The sequence below is a fragment of the Paucibacter sp. M5-1 genome (assembly GCF_027498415.2).
GTDB lineage: Bacteria > Pseudomonadota > Gammaproteobacteria > Burkholderiales > Burkholderiaceae_C > Roseateles_E.
This window is the reverse complement of sequence record NZ_JAPZLM020000001.1, coordinates 1,467,902-1,482,503: the sequence shown is the minus strand read 5'-3', so window position 1 is coordinate 1,482,503 and position 14,602 is coordinate 1,467,902. Positions and strand designations below refer to the sequence as shown.

Below are 14,602 nucleotides of genomic sequence, written 5' to 3'. Positions count from 1 at the left end.
GACGTCTGAGCTGTGAATTCGATTGTTCAGATCGGTTATTCTGAAATTCAGATGAATGACGATCGCGCTTTCTCGGCCAGCATCTCCAGCCGCCAGCTGCAGGCTTTTGTTGCGCTGGCGCGGCTGCGCAGCTTCACCCAGGCCGCCGTGCACTGCCATCTGTCGCAGCCGGCCTTCAGCGCGCTGATCCAGGGCCTCGAGACGGCGGTCGGCGCACGCCTGTTCGAGCGCAGCACCCGCCATGTCGCGTTGACGGTGGAGGGTCAGGTGTTCGAGCGCAGCGCTGCGCCGCTGCTGGCCCAACTGGGTCAGGCCCTGGCCGAGGTGCGCGACCATGCCCAGCTGCGCCGCGGCCAGGTCTCGCTGGCCTTGCTGCCCTCGCTGGCGGCGGGCTGGTTGCCGGGCCTGCTCAGCGAGTTCCGCGCCGCCCACCCGGGCATCGCGCTGCAGGTGGCCGATGTGCTCAGCGAGCCCTGTCTGCAGCGGGTGCGCGAGGGCCAGGCCGATTTCGCGATCGCCGCGGTGCGGGCGGATACGCTCGAGCTGCGCGCCGAGCCGTTTGCCAGCGACCGCTTCCACCTGGTCTGTCCGCTGGGCCACGAGCTGCTGGCGCGGCCCAGCCTGAAGCCGCGCGATCTGCTGCCCTTTCCCTTCATCCACCTGGCCCGCCACAGCAGCGTGCGCCAGCTGCTGGACGCGGCCGTCCATCCCTTGCAGCTGCAGACCCTGATGGAGGTGGAGCAGCTGGCCACCGTGATGGGCATGGTGCGCGCCGGGCTGGGCCTGTCGGTGGTGCCGGCCTTCAGCCTGTTTCATTTCAGGCAGCCGGAACTTGCCACCCGTGAGCTGCGCTGGCGAGGGCTGGCGGACCGGCAGCTGTTTCTGGTGCGGCGGCGTGACCGGGAGCTGAGCACGGCGGCCCGGGCCTTGTACGAGCTGCTGTTGCGACGCCGGCCTTAGAACAGATCCTGGCTTTCCAGCCGGGGCGCGGCGGCCTTTCGAAGCGGCCTGGGTACCGCCTGGGCGTCGCCAGGTCGCGACAAGCCGCCGATCCGAACGCCCAGCAGCCGCAGCCGCCGGCTCAGATCGACCCGTTTCAGACAGCTGCCGGCCGCATGACGAAGCGCTGCGAAGTCGGCGATCGGCGCATCCAGGGTCAGGTCGCGGGTCACGGTGACAAAACCCTCGAAGCGCAGCTTGATGCCTACCGTCCGGCCCTGGTAGCCCTTGCGTTCCAGATCACGGGCCAGCTGTTCGCACAGCCGGCTGAAGATGGCGGACAGTTCGGCGCGGTCATGCACCGCATGCAGATCGCGCTCGAAAGTGGTCTCGCGGCTGATCGAGACCGGTTCGCTGTGGGTCACCACCGGCCTCTGGTCGCGGCCGTGGGCGGCCTCGTGCAGCCAGCTGCCGTAGCTCGTGCCGAACTGGCTGATCAGCATCGCCGGATCGGCGGCGGCGATCTGGCCGACGGTCTCCAGGCCCAGGGTGGCGAGCTTGGCGGCGGCCTTCGGGCCGATGCCGTTGATCTTGCGCGCCGCCAGCGGCCAGATGCGGGTCGGGATCTCGCTGGCCAGCAGGATCGTCAGCCCGTCGGGCTTGTCCAGCTCCGAGGCGATCTTGGACAGCAGCTTGTTGGGGGTGATGCCGATCGAGCAGCTCAGGCCGGTGGCCCGCTGCACCGAGTTCTTGATATCGCGCGCCACCGCGCGCACGCCGCCCAGCGGGTCGTGCCCGACCGGCTCGCGGATGCCGGCGACCTCGCTGAGGTCGATATAGATCTCGTCGATGCCGCGATCCTCGATCACCGGTGCTATCTCGGCCACGGCCGCCTTGAACAGGCGGGAGTACTTGCGATAGGCGTCGAAGTCGGTGGGCAGCAGGATGGCGTCGGGCGCGCGCAGTGCTGCCTTCATCAGGCCCATCGCGGAGAACACACCCAGATCGCGCGCCGCATAGGTCGAGGTGGTGACGACGCCGCGTCCGGTGTAGTCGCGCAGCCGGGCGTAGCGGCGGGTGCCGTCGGCCAAGGTCTTGGGCTCATGGGCACGGCGGCCTCCGATCACGACGGCCTGGCCCTTCAGCTCGGGATAGCGCAGCAGCTCCACCGACGCGTAGAAGGCATCCATGTCCAGATGCGCGATCAGGCGGTCGGGGAGGGCAGCGGAATCCGGTGGGCGGGCCATGCGGCGATTGTCAGGCGGCCCTGCTGACAACGCGAAGTCAGCAGCAGGCGCGGCTCACAACCAGACCCAGAGGCTGCGCAGCCAGCGAGGAACACGCAGCACGGGAGCCGGGCTGTAGGTCTGGCGATAGCAGGAACGCATGATGGACCCCTCGAATACTGTTGATGCATACAGTATACGAAGCCAGGCCCGGCTTGCCAAGCGTCTACGCGCAGCTGTTGTTGCCGCAAGAGCTGATGGCCGGGGTGGACTGGAGCGGCGGTCGACTCATCCGGCCGGTGCCGGTGTCGAAGCCCAGCTGGCCCATGTGATAGACCAGGGCCGCATCCATCATCTCGGCATGTGCGGGAAACCAGCCGATCAGCTCCGGCAGCAGCCGACGCAGCGGTTCCAGGTCTTGCTGCGCATGGGCATGGATCTGCACCTGGCGCATCAGGTCCAGCACCATCGCGTGCTGGCGGGCATGGCAGTTGTCGGGCGCGAAGCCGGTGGCTGCCATCCAGCCCTCTTCCATCGCGAAGTGGGCCTCGGTATGGGCCAGCAGCTGGGCATACAGGGGCAGGGGATCGGCAGCCCCCTGGGCAAGCAGGGCGGCCAGCGCGTTCAGCAGTTCGACGAACTCCTGATGGGTTCGATCCAGCTGGGGGTGGTCGAGAGCGAGGTCGTCGCTCCAAGTCAGACTGTTCATGGCCGCCAGCCTAGCCCGACCCTGTCGGGTCGGACTTGCGCTGGCTCAAGATCAGGCGCCGAGCCGGGCGCGATGCCGCGCCACCTGGGCGCGCACCTGGGCCGGCGCGGTGCCGCCGAGGATGTTGCGGGCGTTCAGCGAGCCGCGCAGCGACAGCACCTCGAACACATCGGAGGCTATGCGGGCATCGAACTTCTGCAGCTCGGCCAGCGGCAGCGCCGACAGATCGACCCCCATGCCGATGGCCGTCTTGACCGCATGGGCGACGATCTCGTGCGCGTCGCGGAAGGCCAGGCCCTTCTTGACCAGGTAGTCGGCCAGATCGGTCGCGGTGGCATAGCCCTTCAGCGCGGCGCGCTCCATCGCCTCGGGCTTGACCGTGATGCCGCCGGCCATCTCGGCAAAGATGCGCAAGGTGTCCTTGAGCGTGTCGACGGTGTCGAACAGCGGCTCCTTGTCCTCCTGATTGTCCTTGTTGTAGGCCAGGGGCTGGCCCTTCATCAAGGTGATCAGGCCCATCAGATGACCGACCACGCGGCCGGTCTTGCCGCGCGCCAGTTCTGGCACATCGGGGTTCTTCTTCTGCGGCATGATGGACGAGCCGGTGCAGAAGCGGTCGGCCAGGTCGATGAAACCGAAGCTCTGACTCATCCACAGGATCAGCTCCTCCGACAGGCGCGAGATGTGCACCATGATCAGGGAGGCGGCGGCCGTGAACTCGATCGCGAAGTCGCGATCCGAGACGGCGTCCAGGCTGTTTTGGCAGACCTCTTCCATGCCCAGGGTCTTGGCCACGCGCTGGCGATCCAGCGGGTAGCTGGTGCCGGCCAGCGCGGCCGCGCCCAGCGGCAGGCGGTTGACGCGGCGGCGCGTGTCGGCCAGGCGCTCGGCATCGCGGGCGAACATCTCGACGTAGGCCAGCAGATGATGGCCGAAGGCCACCGGCTGGGCCACCTGCAGATGGGTGAAGCCGGGCAGGATGACCTCTGCATTCTTCTCGGCCACCTCGACCAAGGCCAGCTGCAGCGCGCTCAGCAGCGCGTTCAGCTCGTCGATCTCGCCGCGCAGCCACAGCCGCACATCGGTGGCGACCTGGTCATTGCGGCTGCGCCCGGTGTGCAGGCGCTTGGCCGGAATGCCCACCAGCTCGGTCAGGCGGGCCTCGATATTCAGATGCACATCCTCGAGGTCCAGTTTCCACTCGAAGCTGCCGGCCTCGATCTCACCGCGGATCTGGGCCATGCCCCGCTCGATCGCGCCGTGGTCCTCGGCCGACAAGATGCCCTGGGCTTTCAGCATCTCGGCGTGGGCCAGGCTGCCCTGGATGTCGGCAGCCCACAGGCGCTTGTCAAAGAACACGCTGGCGGTGTAGCGCTTGACCAGCTCGCTCATCGGCTCGGAGAACAGGGCGGACCAGGCTTGGGCTTTGTTGGCGAGTTGGTTGTCTGCGGGCTGGGACATGGTGGGATGGCGGCAGGGCCGGCCCGCATCGACGCGAGATCGGCCTGGAGCAAAATAGGGAAAACGCGATTCTATCGAGGGGCTGGCAGACGATGGCGGGACGACATGAGCATGACTGGTCCGACAGTCGCAACCTGACCAGCGTGCTGGGCCTGGCGCCGCAGCCGACCGAGGCCCAGCGGTTCTCACCGTTGTTCGACGCCCAGCGGGTCTTCGATGTCTGCCATGTCGGCCTGGTGCTGCGTGCCGTGCTGGGCGTGCAGCTGCTGCTGGCGCTGGGGCTGGCGCTGGGGGCCCGCGATTTTTCCCAATGGGCGCTGTGGATGAGCAGCGGCACCGTGGTGACGCTCAGCGGCGTGCTGCTGTGGCTGCTGCTGGTCTGTGGCCTGCGGCGCCTGCTGGCGCGCTGGCGCGAGCCCTGGCAGTGGCTGGTGGTGCTGAGCCTGGGGGCGCTGTGCGCGCTGGGGGGCTGGCAGCTGCTGAACCTGGCCAGCGACGAGGCCAGTGGCTGGTTTCGCCTGCTCAGCGTGGCGCTGGCCGGAGGCGCCACCGCCGCGATGCTGCTGTACTGGCTGAAGCTGCGCGAGCGCACGCAGCGCCCGGCCGATGCGCTGGCCCGTCTGGTCGAGCTGCAGTCGCGCATCCGGCCGCACTTCCTGTTCAACACGCTGAACACCGCGATGGCCTTGGTGCGTGTCGACCCGCAGCGCGCCGAGGGGGTGCTGGAGGACCTCAGCGAGCTGTTTCGCGTGGCGCTGGCCGAGGCCGATACCGTGGTCAGCCTGGAGGCCGAGGTCGAGCTCGCGCGGCGCTATCTGGACATCGAGCAGATCCGTTACGGCGAGCGCCTGCGGGTGCAGTGGCAGCTCGACCCGGCGGCCGCCGGCGCCCGGGTGCCGCCGCTGCTGCTGCAGCCGTTGGTCGAGAACGCGGTGCGCCATGGGGTCGAACCCAATGACGGCGGCGGCGATGTGCAGGTGAGCACGCGCGCGCGCGGCGCCGAGGTCGAGATCCTGGTGGTCAACACGGTCGGCGCCAAGGCCAAGCAGGCCGGCCACGGCCTGGCGCTGCGCAATGTGCGCCAGCGTCTGCGTCTGATGCATGATGTGGCCGCCCGATTTGAGGTGAGCCAGGAGGCCCAGCGTTTCACGGTGCGCATCCTGCTGCCGCGCTGAGCCCATTGCCATGCATACACAGCCCGCTTTGAAAGTCCTGTTGGTTGATGACGAGCCGCTGGCGCGGATGCGCCTGCGCGGCCTGCTGGAGGCCTGCGACGAGCCGCGCGCCGAGGTGGTGGCCGAGGCCGGCACCGCCTCCCAAGCCCAGGCCTGGTTGAAAGATCATGGCTGCGATCTGGTGCTTCTTGATGTGCAAATGCCCGGCCCGGACGGACTGCAGCTTGCCGAGGCCTTGCGCGAGCTGCCGCTGCGGCCGGCGGTGGTGTTCGTCACCGCCTATGCCGAGCATGCCCTGCGGGCCTTCGAGCTCGATGCGATCGACTACCTGACCAAGCCGGTGCGGCGCGACCGCCTGCAGGCCGCGCTGGCACGGGTGGCGCAGCGCCTGGCCGAGCGGGCGGCGGCGCGCCGCGAGCCCGGCGAAAGGGCGGCTGAGGCCGAGGTGATCTCGATCAATGACCGCGGCCGCCTGCTGCGCATCCCGCTGTCCGAGGTGCTGTACCTGAAGGCCGAGATGAAGTATCTGACCCTGCGCACCGCCAGTCAGAGCCTGGTGATGGACGGCAGTCTCTCGGAGCTGGAGCAGCGCCTGGGTGAGCGCTTTTTGCGCGTGCATCGCAATGCGCTGGTGGCCAAGGCGGCGGTGCGTGAACTGGAGCGCCATGCGGCGACCGATTTCGGCGAGCTCGATGGCGGCTCGGCGGATGGCGGCGAAGGGGCCGAGGGCTGGGCGGTGCGCATCGCCCATGTCAACGAGTGGCTGGCCGTCTCGCGGCGCCAGGTGGCGGCGGTGCGCGAGGCGCTGGCGGGGCACAGGGACTGAGCCCGGCGCCCGCGGCCCACTCAGGCGTAGACGTTCAGCTGGGTGCCCAGATTGCCGCTGGTGGCCAGCGGCGGCTGCACCGAGGCCAGCAGCGCCATCGCGCCCTGGCCTTGCAGGTTCATCGCCTGCTTCAGCACCAGCAGCTGGGCGCTGGCTTGCACCGAGCCGGCCTGCGAGCTATGCAGATTGTTGATCAGGGATGTGGTGTTGATGTCCATGGCGCCTCCGAGCCCTGTTTATCGGCCGCTGGCCCGGCAACTTGAGGGGCGGGAATGCCGAAGACCTGGCGCAGATAGGCCAGAAAGGTCTGGTCGTCGCACATGGTCTTGCCGGGGCTGTCGGACAGCTTGGCCACCGGCTGGCCATTGGCCTGGGTCAGCTTCATCACGATGTGCAGGGTGCGCAGGCCCATATCGTTGGACAGCGAGGTGCCGATGCCGAAGCCCAGCTGGGTGCGGTCGGCGAAATGCCGGTACAGCTCCAGCGCCTTGGTGATGTTGAGGCTGTCGGAGAACACCAGGCGTTTGGTGTGTGCATCGATGCGCAGCTTGGCGTAATGGGCCAGCGCCTTCTCGCCCCACCAGACCGGATCGCCCGAGTCATGCCGCAGGCCGTCGAAGAGCTTGGCGAAATAGAGATCGAAATCGGCCAGGAAGGCATCCATGCCCACCACATCGGTCAGCGCCACGCCGAGATCGCCGCGGTACTCCTGCACCCAGGCCTCCAACGCCGCCTTCTGGTGGTCGCGCAGGCGCACATCCAGGGCCTGGAAGGTCTGCAGATACTCGTGGCACCCGCGAGTGGGAGTGCTATGGACATCAAAAAATCCCAGGCGCAGCAATGGTTTACGGAAACTCCGTGATGTCCATGACTTGCGTTGTGCTGGCGTTCCCAAGTTGTCCATGAAGACGGCGATGTCCATGGCACGAGGGGCTGAGATATTCAGGCTGAAGGAGTTGTTTTGCGCAATTTTTGCATCTCACAGGGCAGCCTCGTCACGATGCAGAGCTTATCCCGTTGCCGCATTTTTTGATCAGAGCCGCGCCTCGGCAAAGAGTTCGGTTGCCGTCATTTCCATCGCGTTCGTCATCCGAAGGATCGACACGATCCCCGGGTTCTGTGCACCGCGCTCGATGCTGCTGAGGTACGACCGGTCAATGGCTGCCATATGCGCAAGCTCTTCCTGGGAAATTCCGCGCTCTTTACGCGCGGCGCGAATCGCTACTCCGAGCGCTACTAGCGCAGGGTCGTTCGCATGTCGTGGCGAGGCAATTGGCATCCGGGAATGGTTGCCATATGATGCCAATCACACCACGGATGATCTTCCACATTTGTATCGCGTGCGAGCACTTATCGTCGACGCATGAGTAGCGCCAAATACATGCAAGAAAGCCTGACGATCACAGAGGGCCAACGGGAAACGCTGGCTTCCAATAAGAAAATCGCCTCGGCCGACAACCGTGAGAGTTGGCTGGCCGCGCCTTGGAGATGGTCCTGCATATTGCTGGTCTGTCTTGCTCAACGCGACTTGCAGCCTTCGGACAGGTTGCTCCTGGTTGCCCCCAACACTGCGGGCCTTCAGCTCCTGGGCGAAATCGATGCCGAAATCGAGTCCATCTCGGTTCTGATCCCTCCGGAGAATGGCGATGGCTCGCCACGGGTCGAGTTGGTGCAAAAAATAGCGCCTTGGCATGGCGTATCGCTGGGCGATACCAGAACAGCCCTTCTATGTGCCTCTGGGAACGTCTTTCTGGCTGGCGAGGCAGACTTTCAGTTGGTGGAGGACAGCGAGGCGTATTGGTCGGTGGGACGTAGGTATCGGGCATAGACTCGTCGCGAGCGAGCGAGCGGGCATCGAGAGACTTTTGCGGCTGAGTCCCGTAATAGGCCGCTGAAGCGCACACCGATCATTCACTGACCACGGCGCCAATTGATCGCTGCTGACTCAAGACCAGTCCTTAGATATGGACGGCTCAGATGGCCGATCGGTGTGTCGCCATGGATCACTTATGTTGCATGGCTGCTCTCATCCGAGCAACGGTGACCATAGGCGGATCTGAGTCATTCGCCGGCGAAGGCCCTAGCAGCCGCTTCCGCCGCAACCGAACGTTCGAGGGCAAGCGGCACTTACGACCGAAGTGCTGCCCAAACCGACTGCTCAGTCAACAGCGCCAGTAATCTAAGCGCGAGCGACGGAAGATGCGTGAAGTGATCGAGCGCATGCCCGCTGATTGGTATCCTCAATCCTAAAACCAAGATTGAGGAGGATAAGTATGTCGTGGACCAAAGACCGGCCCTTTCAGGCGTTGGCATTGACCGGCGGAGGCTATCGCGGCCTGTTCACGGCGCGTGCGCTGCAGGAGATGGAAGACCACATCGAGGAGCCCATCGGCCGTCGGTTTGACCTGTCCTATGGCACCTCGATCGGCGGCATCATCGCGCTGGCCGTGGCGTTCGAAGTCCCCATGCTGAAGGTCGTCCAGGCCTTCGAGCATTCGGGCGAGAAGATCTTCCCGCCGCGGGACAAGCCAAAGGGCAAGATCGGCAAGGGCTTGGACATCTGGCGGCATTGGGATCAGCCTCGGTACCGGACACAGGCCCTGCGCGACGTGATCACGAGCCTCATTCCTGAGGACGCCACCCTCAACGACGCCATTCACGCCGTCGGCATCCCTGCGGTCAATGTCACCAGCGGAAAGCCGCAGGTCTTCAAGACCCGGCACAAGGCGGAGTGGACCCGCGACTGGAAGTACAAGGTGGTAGACGTGGCCCTGGCCACCTCGGCCGCACCGACGTTCTTCGAGCTGGCGGAGCTTGACGGCCAGCGCTACGCCGACGGTGGCCTGTACGCCAACGCACCGGACCTGCTGGCGCTGCACGAGGCAGAACACTTCTTCGGCGTGCCCAGCGAAGCCGTCCGCATCCTCAGCGTCGGCACGACGACCAACATGTACTCCCTGTCGTTCGAGTCAGGCCGCGAGCTTGGCATCCAGGGTTGGATGGATGACAACCGGCTCTTCTCCGTCACGATCTCGTCGCAGCAGCAGTTGGTGGACCAACTGATGCAGCACAAGCTGAAGGACCGGTATTTCCGGCTCGACGCGTTGCCATCCAACGAGCAGGCCAAGGACCTCGGTCTAGACGTCGCGACCGAGGCTGCGCGGCGCACGCTGATGGCCTTGGGCAAGAAGGCGGCCAGCGATATCCTCAACACGAAGCTGGCGCCATTCCTGAAACACGAGCCCCAGATGACCCTGTTCCGGGGCGGCTGAGGTGGGCCGCGCCAGCTCTCTGTTCAACGGCGCCGGTGAACAGACCCTGATCAGCCGCGTCAGCCCCACGACGCGGCAGCGCGAGTTCCTGCAGAACAGCTGGAACTTGCTGGCTGAGTACCTCAAGGTGTCGCTCAAGGCGAAGCACGGCTACCCGATCTCGACGTGGCTCCAGGGCTCCTACAAGTACGGCACGCTGATCAAGCCCGTCCACCCCGGCGAGGAATACGACGTCGACCTCGGCGTCTACTTCGGATGGGGCAAGGGCGAGAACATCGAGCCAACGGCCGACCAACTGCGTCGCTGGGTGCAGCAGGAGCTCGTCGACTACCGTGGCCAGTGTGCGGACATCCGGTCGGTAGCGGAGCCGCCTAAGGAGCGGTGTTCGCGGGCGTCGTACCAACATCAGTTCCACATCGACACCCCGGTCTACCACCTCAACAGCGACACCGACAAGCGGCGCCTGGCCTGCCTGACCAAGGGCTGGGAGGCCAGCGACCCCAAGGCCTTCTACAAGTGGTTCCGGGACGCACTGACGGGGGACGAGCGCGAGCAGGTGCGCAGACTGATCCGTTACCTCAAGGCCTGGGCCGCCCTGTCGTTCGACGACATCCCCGACTCGCGTCCGTCCTCGATCTTCCTCACGGTCCTGGCCACCGAGGCCTACCCCGACATCGGGCTCGCGCTCCTGCTCGGTGTCGCCGATGACGATGCCCTGATCTCCATCATCAGGACCATGCACGGACGGCTGAACCGCAATCGCAGTGTTCAGAACCCAGCCACCAAAGCCGAAGAAGACCTCAACCGCATGAGTGAGGAGGCGTGGGCCGCGTTTTTGCCGAGGCTCGATGTGCTGCTGGACATCGCGGAGCGCGCCGCAGAGGCGGCCGATGAGGGCTCGGCGGCGCTGATCTGGAGCGAGGTGTTTTCTTTCTTGATGCCGCTACCGAACGTGGATGAGGTCGAACTGGTGGACGAGCGCACCTCACGGTCGCTCATGCAGCTGCCCGACATCGACATCACGGTCTACACAGGCACCGGCATGAATCGCCGCTTTGTGGCCACCCACCGCAACCAGGTGGCCGGGGTCGCCAAGGGCTGCACGCTGGTCTTCACGATCGCCAACCCTCACATCGTCCCGCAGTTCGCCACCGTCGAATGGACGGTACGCAACAAGGGATTGGATGCCGACGCCTTCAGCGACCTTGGCCATCGCAAGATGGGGATGCGGCTGCTGCAGTCGGAAGAGCGTACTCGCTACCTCGGTACGCATCACATGGACTGCATCGTGCGCGTCAACGGCCAGGTCTACGCCGCACGGCGGGTGCCGGTCACCATCCGCGACGTTCAGCACCACGTCCACGCCCCCGCAAAGCCGTCGTACACGCGGTTGCGCATGAAGCGTCGGCGATGATCCACATCGAACTGGCCTGAGTGGAGTTGCGGCTACATGAAGCGCAGGCGCTGCACCCTACGTGCTCATTCGATGTAAGGACTGAGCAGTTCTCGATGGCCGTTACCGTGCGCCAGCTCCACGTGAAGGCCATGTCTACCAACGATGACGGCCAGCAGCGGTCGCTTGTCGGCCCTCTTTTTGGCCAGCTTCCGCCACTCGTTCAGATCGATGCCTGAGGGGGCGGGGATGTCTTGCGGGTGCGTGTGCCACTCACCGATGTAGCGGGTGGTGCCAGCGCTTTGGCGCCACTGGCGTCTTGCCACCGCGCGGTGGCCGAACGGCAACCGTTCAAAGAGATAGCGGAGCTGACGGTCCAGGCGCGTGGGCGTTGTCGCCACGGTGACGAGCAGGCCGCGCTCGTGGACAGTCCCCAGCAGCACGCCGCCGCTCTCCGGGAGGTCGCCCACCTGGACATTCCTCTCGAACACACCGCGGACTTCGTCGGAGAAGTTCAGCAGCAGGCTGCCGTCGGCCAGCGTCCAGTCGCTCACGTGGCGCATGCGGGGCATCCTTCGTACCTTTGGGGCGAGGAATCCTTGAAGTGGGCAGCGCGTTGTTGATCGAGCACGCGCGTCCTGAAGCTGGGCGACTCGGCGCCGTCCAACCAGGCCTGCACCATCTCCATCGCCAGCGCGGCCGCCTGCACGGACGCGGCGGCAGGAAACGGGACGTAAAGTCCTTCGCAGCCATGTCCCTTCATGATGACCTCCGGCGGCACGTCGAACACGCGGTATTGGTCCTTCAGGGGCGGCTGTGACACGCATCGCGCACAGGCGAGTTCAGGCTTGGCCTTCATCAGGGCGCGGACGGCGGCGCCAGCCCCCTCCACCCAGGTCGACAGGAACGGCACCTTGTCGGCGTACTGCCACGTGAGCCAGTCGGTCAGGCCCTGTTCCCCGGTGGCGTCGATCAACAGGTCCAGCGGCCCCAGGTTCGCATCCTTGACATCCCCGACCACGGCCACCGCGTCGATGCCTGGCGCGACGCGCTTGAGTTCCTCGCACATCGCCTCCGCTTTCTTCTTGGTGAGTGCATTGAAACCGAGCCGATGGCGTCCGAGGTTGCCTGGCTCAAGCGATCCCATGTCCACCAACGTCAGCTTCCCACCAACCGTGCCCGCGCCGGCCTTCGCCAGCATCTCGGCGAGATAACCACCGATGGTCCCGCACCCGACCAGCCCGACCTTGAGCCCGGCGAGGGTCTTGGAGCCGGGGAGGTTGCGCTCGGCAAGGTACGGGTCATCGATGCGGCACACGGAGATGTGGTGGACTGGCAGACGGTAGAGGATCTCGCGCAGCGACGGCTTGTTGCCTGCGCCTGCGGGATCGCGCTTGAGGTCCACCTCGATGCCGTACTGGACCTGCGGCGAGTCGATCAGGACCAACACGCGCGTCGCCTTCACCCGGAACATCTCCATGAGGCGCTGCTCGATCTTCTTGCTGCACCTCGGGTCCAACGTGTTCTGCCACTTCAGGAACGTCTGGACGGTCTTGGGCGGCCAGCTTTCCTGCAGCGGCATCGGCCTTACCTTGGTGCGCACGCGAAACGCTGACAATTCGACCTTGGGCAGGCCCAGGCCAAAGGCTTCTAGCTTTGCGTGGGTGCGCGTCTCGTCGTCCGTGACGATGCTCGTCTTTCCACCGAACGTGTAGGCGTCCAGACCGCCGGGCCGGCGCTCGTCGACGTCCAGCATGCACCAGTTGCTGCCCCAGGTGATGTGGAATTCCTCCGCCAGATCCTCGACCATCTTGCCGGCCAGGATGTCTTCCAAGACCTGCTCAGCTCGGTCGAGGCAGACCATCGTCTGGCGGATCGGGTCGAAGAAGTCGAAGATGACCGAGCCCAACGCCAGGTAGCACAGATACCCGCTCGCGCTGAGGTGTGGCTGCAGTTCAGGACGTCCCGGCGGAACCGGCGTCAGCCAAACACGAGGAAATTCATCGAGCGCGGGCGAGACAGCCAGCTCACAGGGGTAGTTCTTCGCCTTCAGACGCAGCTGGCCGGCGAACCTCATCCAGCCGCGCCCGTCGCGCTTCAAATACGAAAAGCCGCGCTGGTGTAGCGCGGCTGTCAGGTCCGGGATTGCGACCTTCTCGAATTTCATCCGGCGCGTGTCCGCCCGACCAGTTCGTTCGGGCCGGCGATCGCCGGGGAGGAAGCGATGGCGGCGGCCACACCCGAAGCCACCGCGCCCACCTTCACGCGGTCGGGGCGGTCAGGGAAGCGCGGCCCGAATAGCCCCTGCAGCCAGGTGCACGCCTGCTCGGCGCTGCCGGCATCCAGGGCCGCCTGGAGTCGGCGGCCCAGATCCTCAAACCGCAGCGCCGCCTGTTCGACCAAGTCCACTTCATCGCTGACCGAACGCAGCCGGTCGGTCAGCGACTCCTTCGAGTTGATCGGGTTGCTGACGCCCTTGCGCAGCGCCGCCGGCAGCTGCTTGACGACGTCGACCAGCGCCTGATCATCACGACGATCCTGCTTCACGAACAGCGGTGCCGCCGCCGCCATCAGCAGGATCGAGCTGGGGCCACCCGACTTCCAGGTCCAGTCGCGGTACGCCTTGATGTAGCGCACGACGCGGCGGAGCTGTTCGCCCCTGGTTTCGACCTGGTCGACGAACCACTCCTTAACCGGGCGGGGATCGGAGTGCATCCAACCTTCCTCGCGGTGGGCCAGCAGCACCTTCGTCTTGGGCAGATCTTCCCAGCTGTCCATCGCCGCTTCGGCGAAGTTGCGGATGCCATCGAGGGAAGCGCGCAGGGCGTTCTCCGCTTTGACGAGGGTCTCGAACTCGTTGTCCGGGATCGCGTACAGCGGGATGTCGATGTGCGCGAGGTCGCTGATCTCCACGCGGATACAGGTGGGCTTGCCAGAGAGCTTCCAGCCCTTCTCCTTGACGAGGTCAGCCAGCGCCTCCTCCGCCACGCCAAAGAAGACGTCCGCCGCGACGCTGGGGCTGTCGGTCTGGTTCAGGAAGCTGAGCGGCAGATAGCACCCGTCGTCGACGTCGGCCTGCTGGGGCCGCTGCGCCGGGGCGTTCAACGTTTTGTACGCCCAGGAGCCCTGGGTGAAAAAGCGCGGCTGCGGGACCTTGCCGGGATGACCTTCCGCCGCGTAGACCCGGGGGATTCCGTCGCGCAGCGCCATCCGGACCTCATGCTTGGCATCGGCGATGTCCTTGCGGTCGTTGTCGCGCAGGTTCAGGTTGCCGAAGAGGCAGGGTTCAAATTCGACTTCTGTGTAAAAAAGGGCGCTCAGGTTCAGCATGGGCAGATGGGCGTGAGGTGGACGGCACGACGCGCGTCCAGACGCGTCGCTTGCAGGTGCCGAGCCACCCGTGCCACCCTTCAGCCGGCAAGCCGGCTACTGCTCCAAAGCGTGCTGAGGATCTCGACCACAACACCAATGGTGACGACGTTAGGATTTTCAATAGCCGCGCTGACAATATAGGGTTGATACTTATAGAGTGCGGTGATCGTTCATCGATCAATCTGTCTTCAGCAACACATAGGCTACATCTATGATTGGTAGATCGTCA

At 65.5% G+C, this 14,602-nt stretch carries 14 protein-coding genes and 1 pseudogene; 6 read left to right on the top strand and 9 right to left on the bottom strand.

Annotated features, from left to right (window positions below; genetic code table 11):
* Window positions 1–51 precede the first annotated feature (51 nt).
* The gene (locus tag O5M90_RS06840) at window positions 52–960 is read left to right on the top strand and encodes a LysR substrate-binding domain-containing protein (RefSeq protein WP_440401902.1); all 909 of its coding nucleotides are present in this window, start codon (window positions 52–54) and stop codon (window positions 958–960) included.
* Here the strand turns inward: O5M90_RS06840 and O5M90_RS06835 are convergent.
* The 3 genes from O5M90_RS06835 to argH all read right to left on the bottom strand — a co-directional run bounded on the left by O5M90_RS06835 (window position 957) and on the right by argH (window position 4,335).
* On the bottom strand, window positions 957–2,186 hold the full coding sequence (locus O5M90_RS06835; RefSeq protein WP_262969430.1) for a DNA polymerase Y family protein: 1,230 nt from the start codon (window positions 2,184–2,186) through the stop codon (window positions 957–959). The two genes, O5M90_RS06840 and O5M90_RS06835, sit on opposite strands and share 4 nt — an antisense overlap.
* 205 nt (window positions 2,187–2,391) lie before the next feature.
* On the bottom strand, window positions 2,392–2,874 hold the full coding sequence (locus O5M90_RS06830) for a hemerythrin domain-containing protein (protein ID WP_269840456.1): 483 nt from the start codon (window positions 2,872–2,874) through the stop codon (window positions 2,392–2,394).
* Window positions 2,875–2,925: 51 nt separating this feature from the next.
* Window positions 2,926–4,335 (bottom strand): argininosuccinate lyase, encoded by a 1,410-nt coding sequence (gene argH, locus O5M90_RS06825; protein WP_269840455.1) that lies wholly within the window; start codon window positions 4,333–4,335, stop codon window positions 2,926–2,928.
* Between the two features lie 92 nt (window positions 4,336–4,427).
* Here argH and O5M90_RS06820 point away from each other — a divergent pair, with 92 nt between their 5' ends.
* Window positions 4,428–5,510: a sensor histidine kinase gene (locus O5M90_RS06820; protein ID WP_269840454.1), complete on the top strand. Its 1,083-nt coding sequence runs from the start codon at window positions 4,428–4,430 to the stop codon at window positions 5,508–5,510.
* 10 nt (window positions 5,511–5,520) lie between these two features.
* The gene (locus tag O5M90_RS06815; RefSeq protein ID WP_269840453.1) at window positions 5,521–6,336 is read left to right on the top strand and encodes a LytR/AlgR family response regulator transcription factor; all 816 of its coding nucleotides are present in this window, start codon (window positions 5,521–5,523) and stop codon (window positions 6,334–6,336) included.
* Between the two features lie 20 nt (window positions 6,337–6,356).
* Here O5M90_RS06815 and O5M90_RS06810 read toward each other — a convergent pair whose 3' ends face one another.
* The 3 genes and pseudogenes from O5M90_RS06810 to O5M90_RS06800 all read right to left on the bottom strand — a co-directional run bounded on the left by O5M90_RS06810 (window position 6,357) and on the right by O5M90_RS06800 (window position 7,615).
* Window positions 6,357–6,554: a putative motility protein gene (locus tag O5M90_RS06810; protein WP_137944497.1), complete on the bottom strand. Its 198-nt coding sequence runs from the start codon at window positions 6,552–6,554 to the stop codon at window positions 6,357–6,359.
* A 53-nt stretch (window positions 6,555–6,607) separates the two neighbouring features.
* A pseudogene (locus O5M90_RS06805) lies at window positions 6,608–7,126 on the bottom strand (nicotinate phosphoribosyltransferase); the annotation flags it as partial.
* A 243-nt stretch (window positions 7,127–7,369) separates the two neighbouring features.
* Window positions 7,370–7,615 (bottom strand): helix-turn-helix domain-containing protein, encoded by a 246-nt coding sequence (locus tag O5M90_RS06800; protein ID WP_137944496.1) that lies wholly within the window; start codon window positions 7,613–7,615, stop codon window positions 7,370–7,372.
* 84 nt (window positions 7,616–7,699) lie between these two features.
* Here O5M90_RS06800 and O5M90_RS06795 point away from each other — a divergent pair, with 84 nt between their 5' ends.
* From O5M90_RS06795 to O5M90_RS06785, 3 genes are all read left to right on the top strand, one after another.
* Window positions 7,700–8,164, top strand: a complete 465-nt coding sequence (locus O5M90_RS06795) for a hypothetical protein (protein WP_137944495.1) — start codon at window positions 7,700–7,702, stop codon at window positions 8,162–8,164.
* A gap of 445 nt (window positions 8,165–8,609) precedes the next feature.
* A complete protein-coding gene (locus O5M90_RS06790) occupies window positions 8,610–9,608 on the top strand; it encodes a CBASS cGAMP-activated phospholipase (RefSeq protein ID WP_137944494.1) in 999 nt (332 codons plus the stop codon).
* Between the two features lies 1 nt (window position 9,609).
* Entirely contained in the window at window positions 9,610–11,022 is a 1,413-nt protein-coding gene (locus O5M90_RS06785) for a CBASS cGAMP synthase (RefSeq protein ID WP_137944493.1), read from the top strand.
* 65 nt (window positions 11,023–11,087) lie between these two features.
* Here the strand turns inward: O5M90_RS06785 and O5M90_RS06780 are convergent, their stop codons facing one another.
* The 3 genes from O5M90_RS06780 to O5M90_RS06770 are packed head-to-tail and all read right to left on the bottom strand — an operon-like array spanning window position 11,088 to window position 14,331.
* Window positions 11,088–11,564 carry a Mov34/MPN/PAD-1 family protein gene (locus O5M90_RS06780; RefSeq protein WP_137944492.1) on the bottom strand — a complete coding sequence of 159 codons (477 nt, stop codon included), beginning with the start codon at window positions 11,562–11,564 and terminating at the stop codon, window positions 11,088–11,090.
* Window positions 11,552–13,168: a ThiF family adenylyltransferase gene (locus O5M90_RS06775; protein WP_137944491.1), complete on the bottom strand. Its 1,617-nt coding sequence runs from the start codon at window positions 13,166–13,168 to the stop codon at window positions 11,552–11,554. Before O5M90_RS06775 ends, O5M90_RS06780 begins: the two co-directional genes overlap by 13 nt.
* The gene (locus O5M90_RS06770; protein WP_137944490.1) at window positions 13,165–14,331 is read right to left on the bottom strand and encodes a CBASS cGAMP synthase; all 1,167 of its coding nucleotides are present in this window, start codon (window positions 14,329–14,331) and stop codon (window positions 13,165–13,167) included. The genes O5M90_RS06775 and O5M90_RS06770 overlap by 4 nt, the downstream gene beginning before the upstream one ends.
* Between the last annotated feature and the right edge of the window lie 271 nt (window positions 14,332–14,602).

What these genes read in the sequence shown, in the direction of transcription:
- O5M90_RS06810 (WP_137944497.1), bottom strand. Translation starts at nt 6,554, where the DNA reads ATGGACATCAACACCACATCCCTGATCAACAATCTGCATAGCTCGCAG.
- O5M90_RS06820 (WP_269840454.1), top strand. Translation starts at nt 4,428, where the DNA reads ATGGCGGGACGACATGAGCATGACTGGTCCGACAGTCGCAACCTGACC.
- O5M90_RS06770 (WP_137944490.1), bottom strand. Translation starts at nt 14,331, where the DNA reads ATGCTGAACCTGAGCGCCCTTTTTTACACAGAAGTCGAATTTGAACCC.
- O5M90_RS06775 (WP_137944491.1), bottom strand. Translation starts at nt 13,168, where the DNA reads ATGAAATTCGAGAAGGTCGCAATCCCGGACCTGACAGCCGCGCTACAC.
- O5M90_RS06790 (WP_137944494.1), top strand. Translation starts at nt 8,610, where the DNA reads ATGTCGTGGACCAAAGACCGGCCCTTTCAGGCGTTGGCATTGACCGGC.
- O5M90_RS06795 (WP_137944495.1), top strand. Translation starts at nt 7,700, where the DNA reads ATGAGTAGCGCCAAATACATGCAAGAAAGCCTGACGATCACAGAGGGC.
- O5M90_RS06815 (WP_269840453.1), top strand. Translation starts at nt 5,521, where the DNA reads ATGCATACACAGCCCGCTTTGAAAGTCCTGTTGGTTGATGACGAGCCG.
- O5M90_RS06840 (WP_440401902.1), top strand. Translation starts at nt 52, where the DNA reads ATGAATGACGATCGCGCTTTCTCGGCCAGCATCTCCAGCCGCCAGCTG.
- argH (WP_269840455.1), bottom strand. Translation starts at nt 4,335, where the DNA reads ATGTCCCAGCCCGCAGACAACCAACTCGCCAACAAAGCCCAAGCCTGG.
- O5M90_RS06780 (WP_137944492.1), bottom strand. Translation starts at nt 11,564, where the DNA reads ATGCGCCACGTGAGCGACTGGACGCTGGCCGACGGCAGCCTGCTGCTG.
- O5M90_RS06800 (WP_137944496.1), bottom strand. Translation starts at nt 7,615, where the DNA reads ATGCCAATTGCCTCGCCACGACATGCGAACGACCCTGCGCTAGTAGCG.
- O5M90_RS06830 (WP_269840456.1), bottom strand. Translation starts at nt 2,874, where the DNA reads ATGAACAGTCTGACTTGGAGCGACGACCTCGCTCTCGACCACCCCCAG.
- O5M90_RS06835 (WP_262969430.1), bottom strand. Translation starts at nt 2,186, where the DNA reads ATGGCCCGCCCACCGGATTCCGCTGCCCTCCCCGACCGCCTGATCGCG.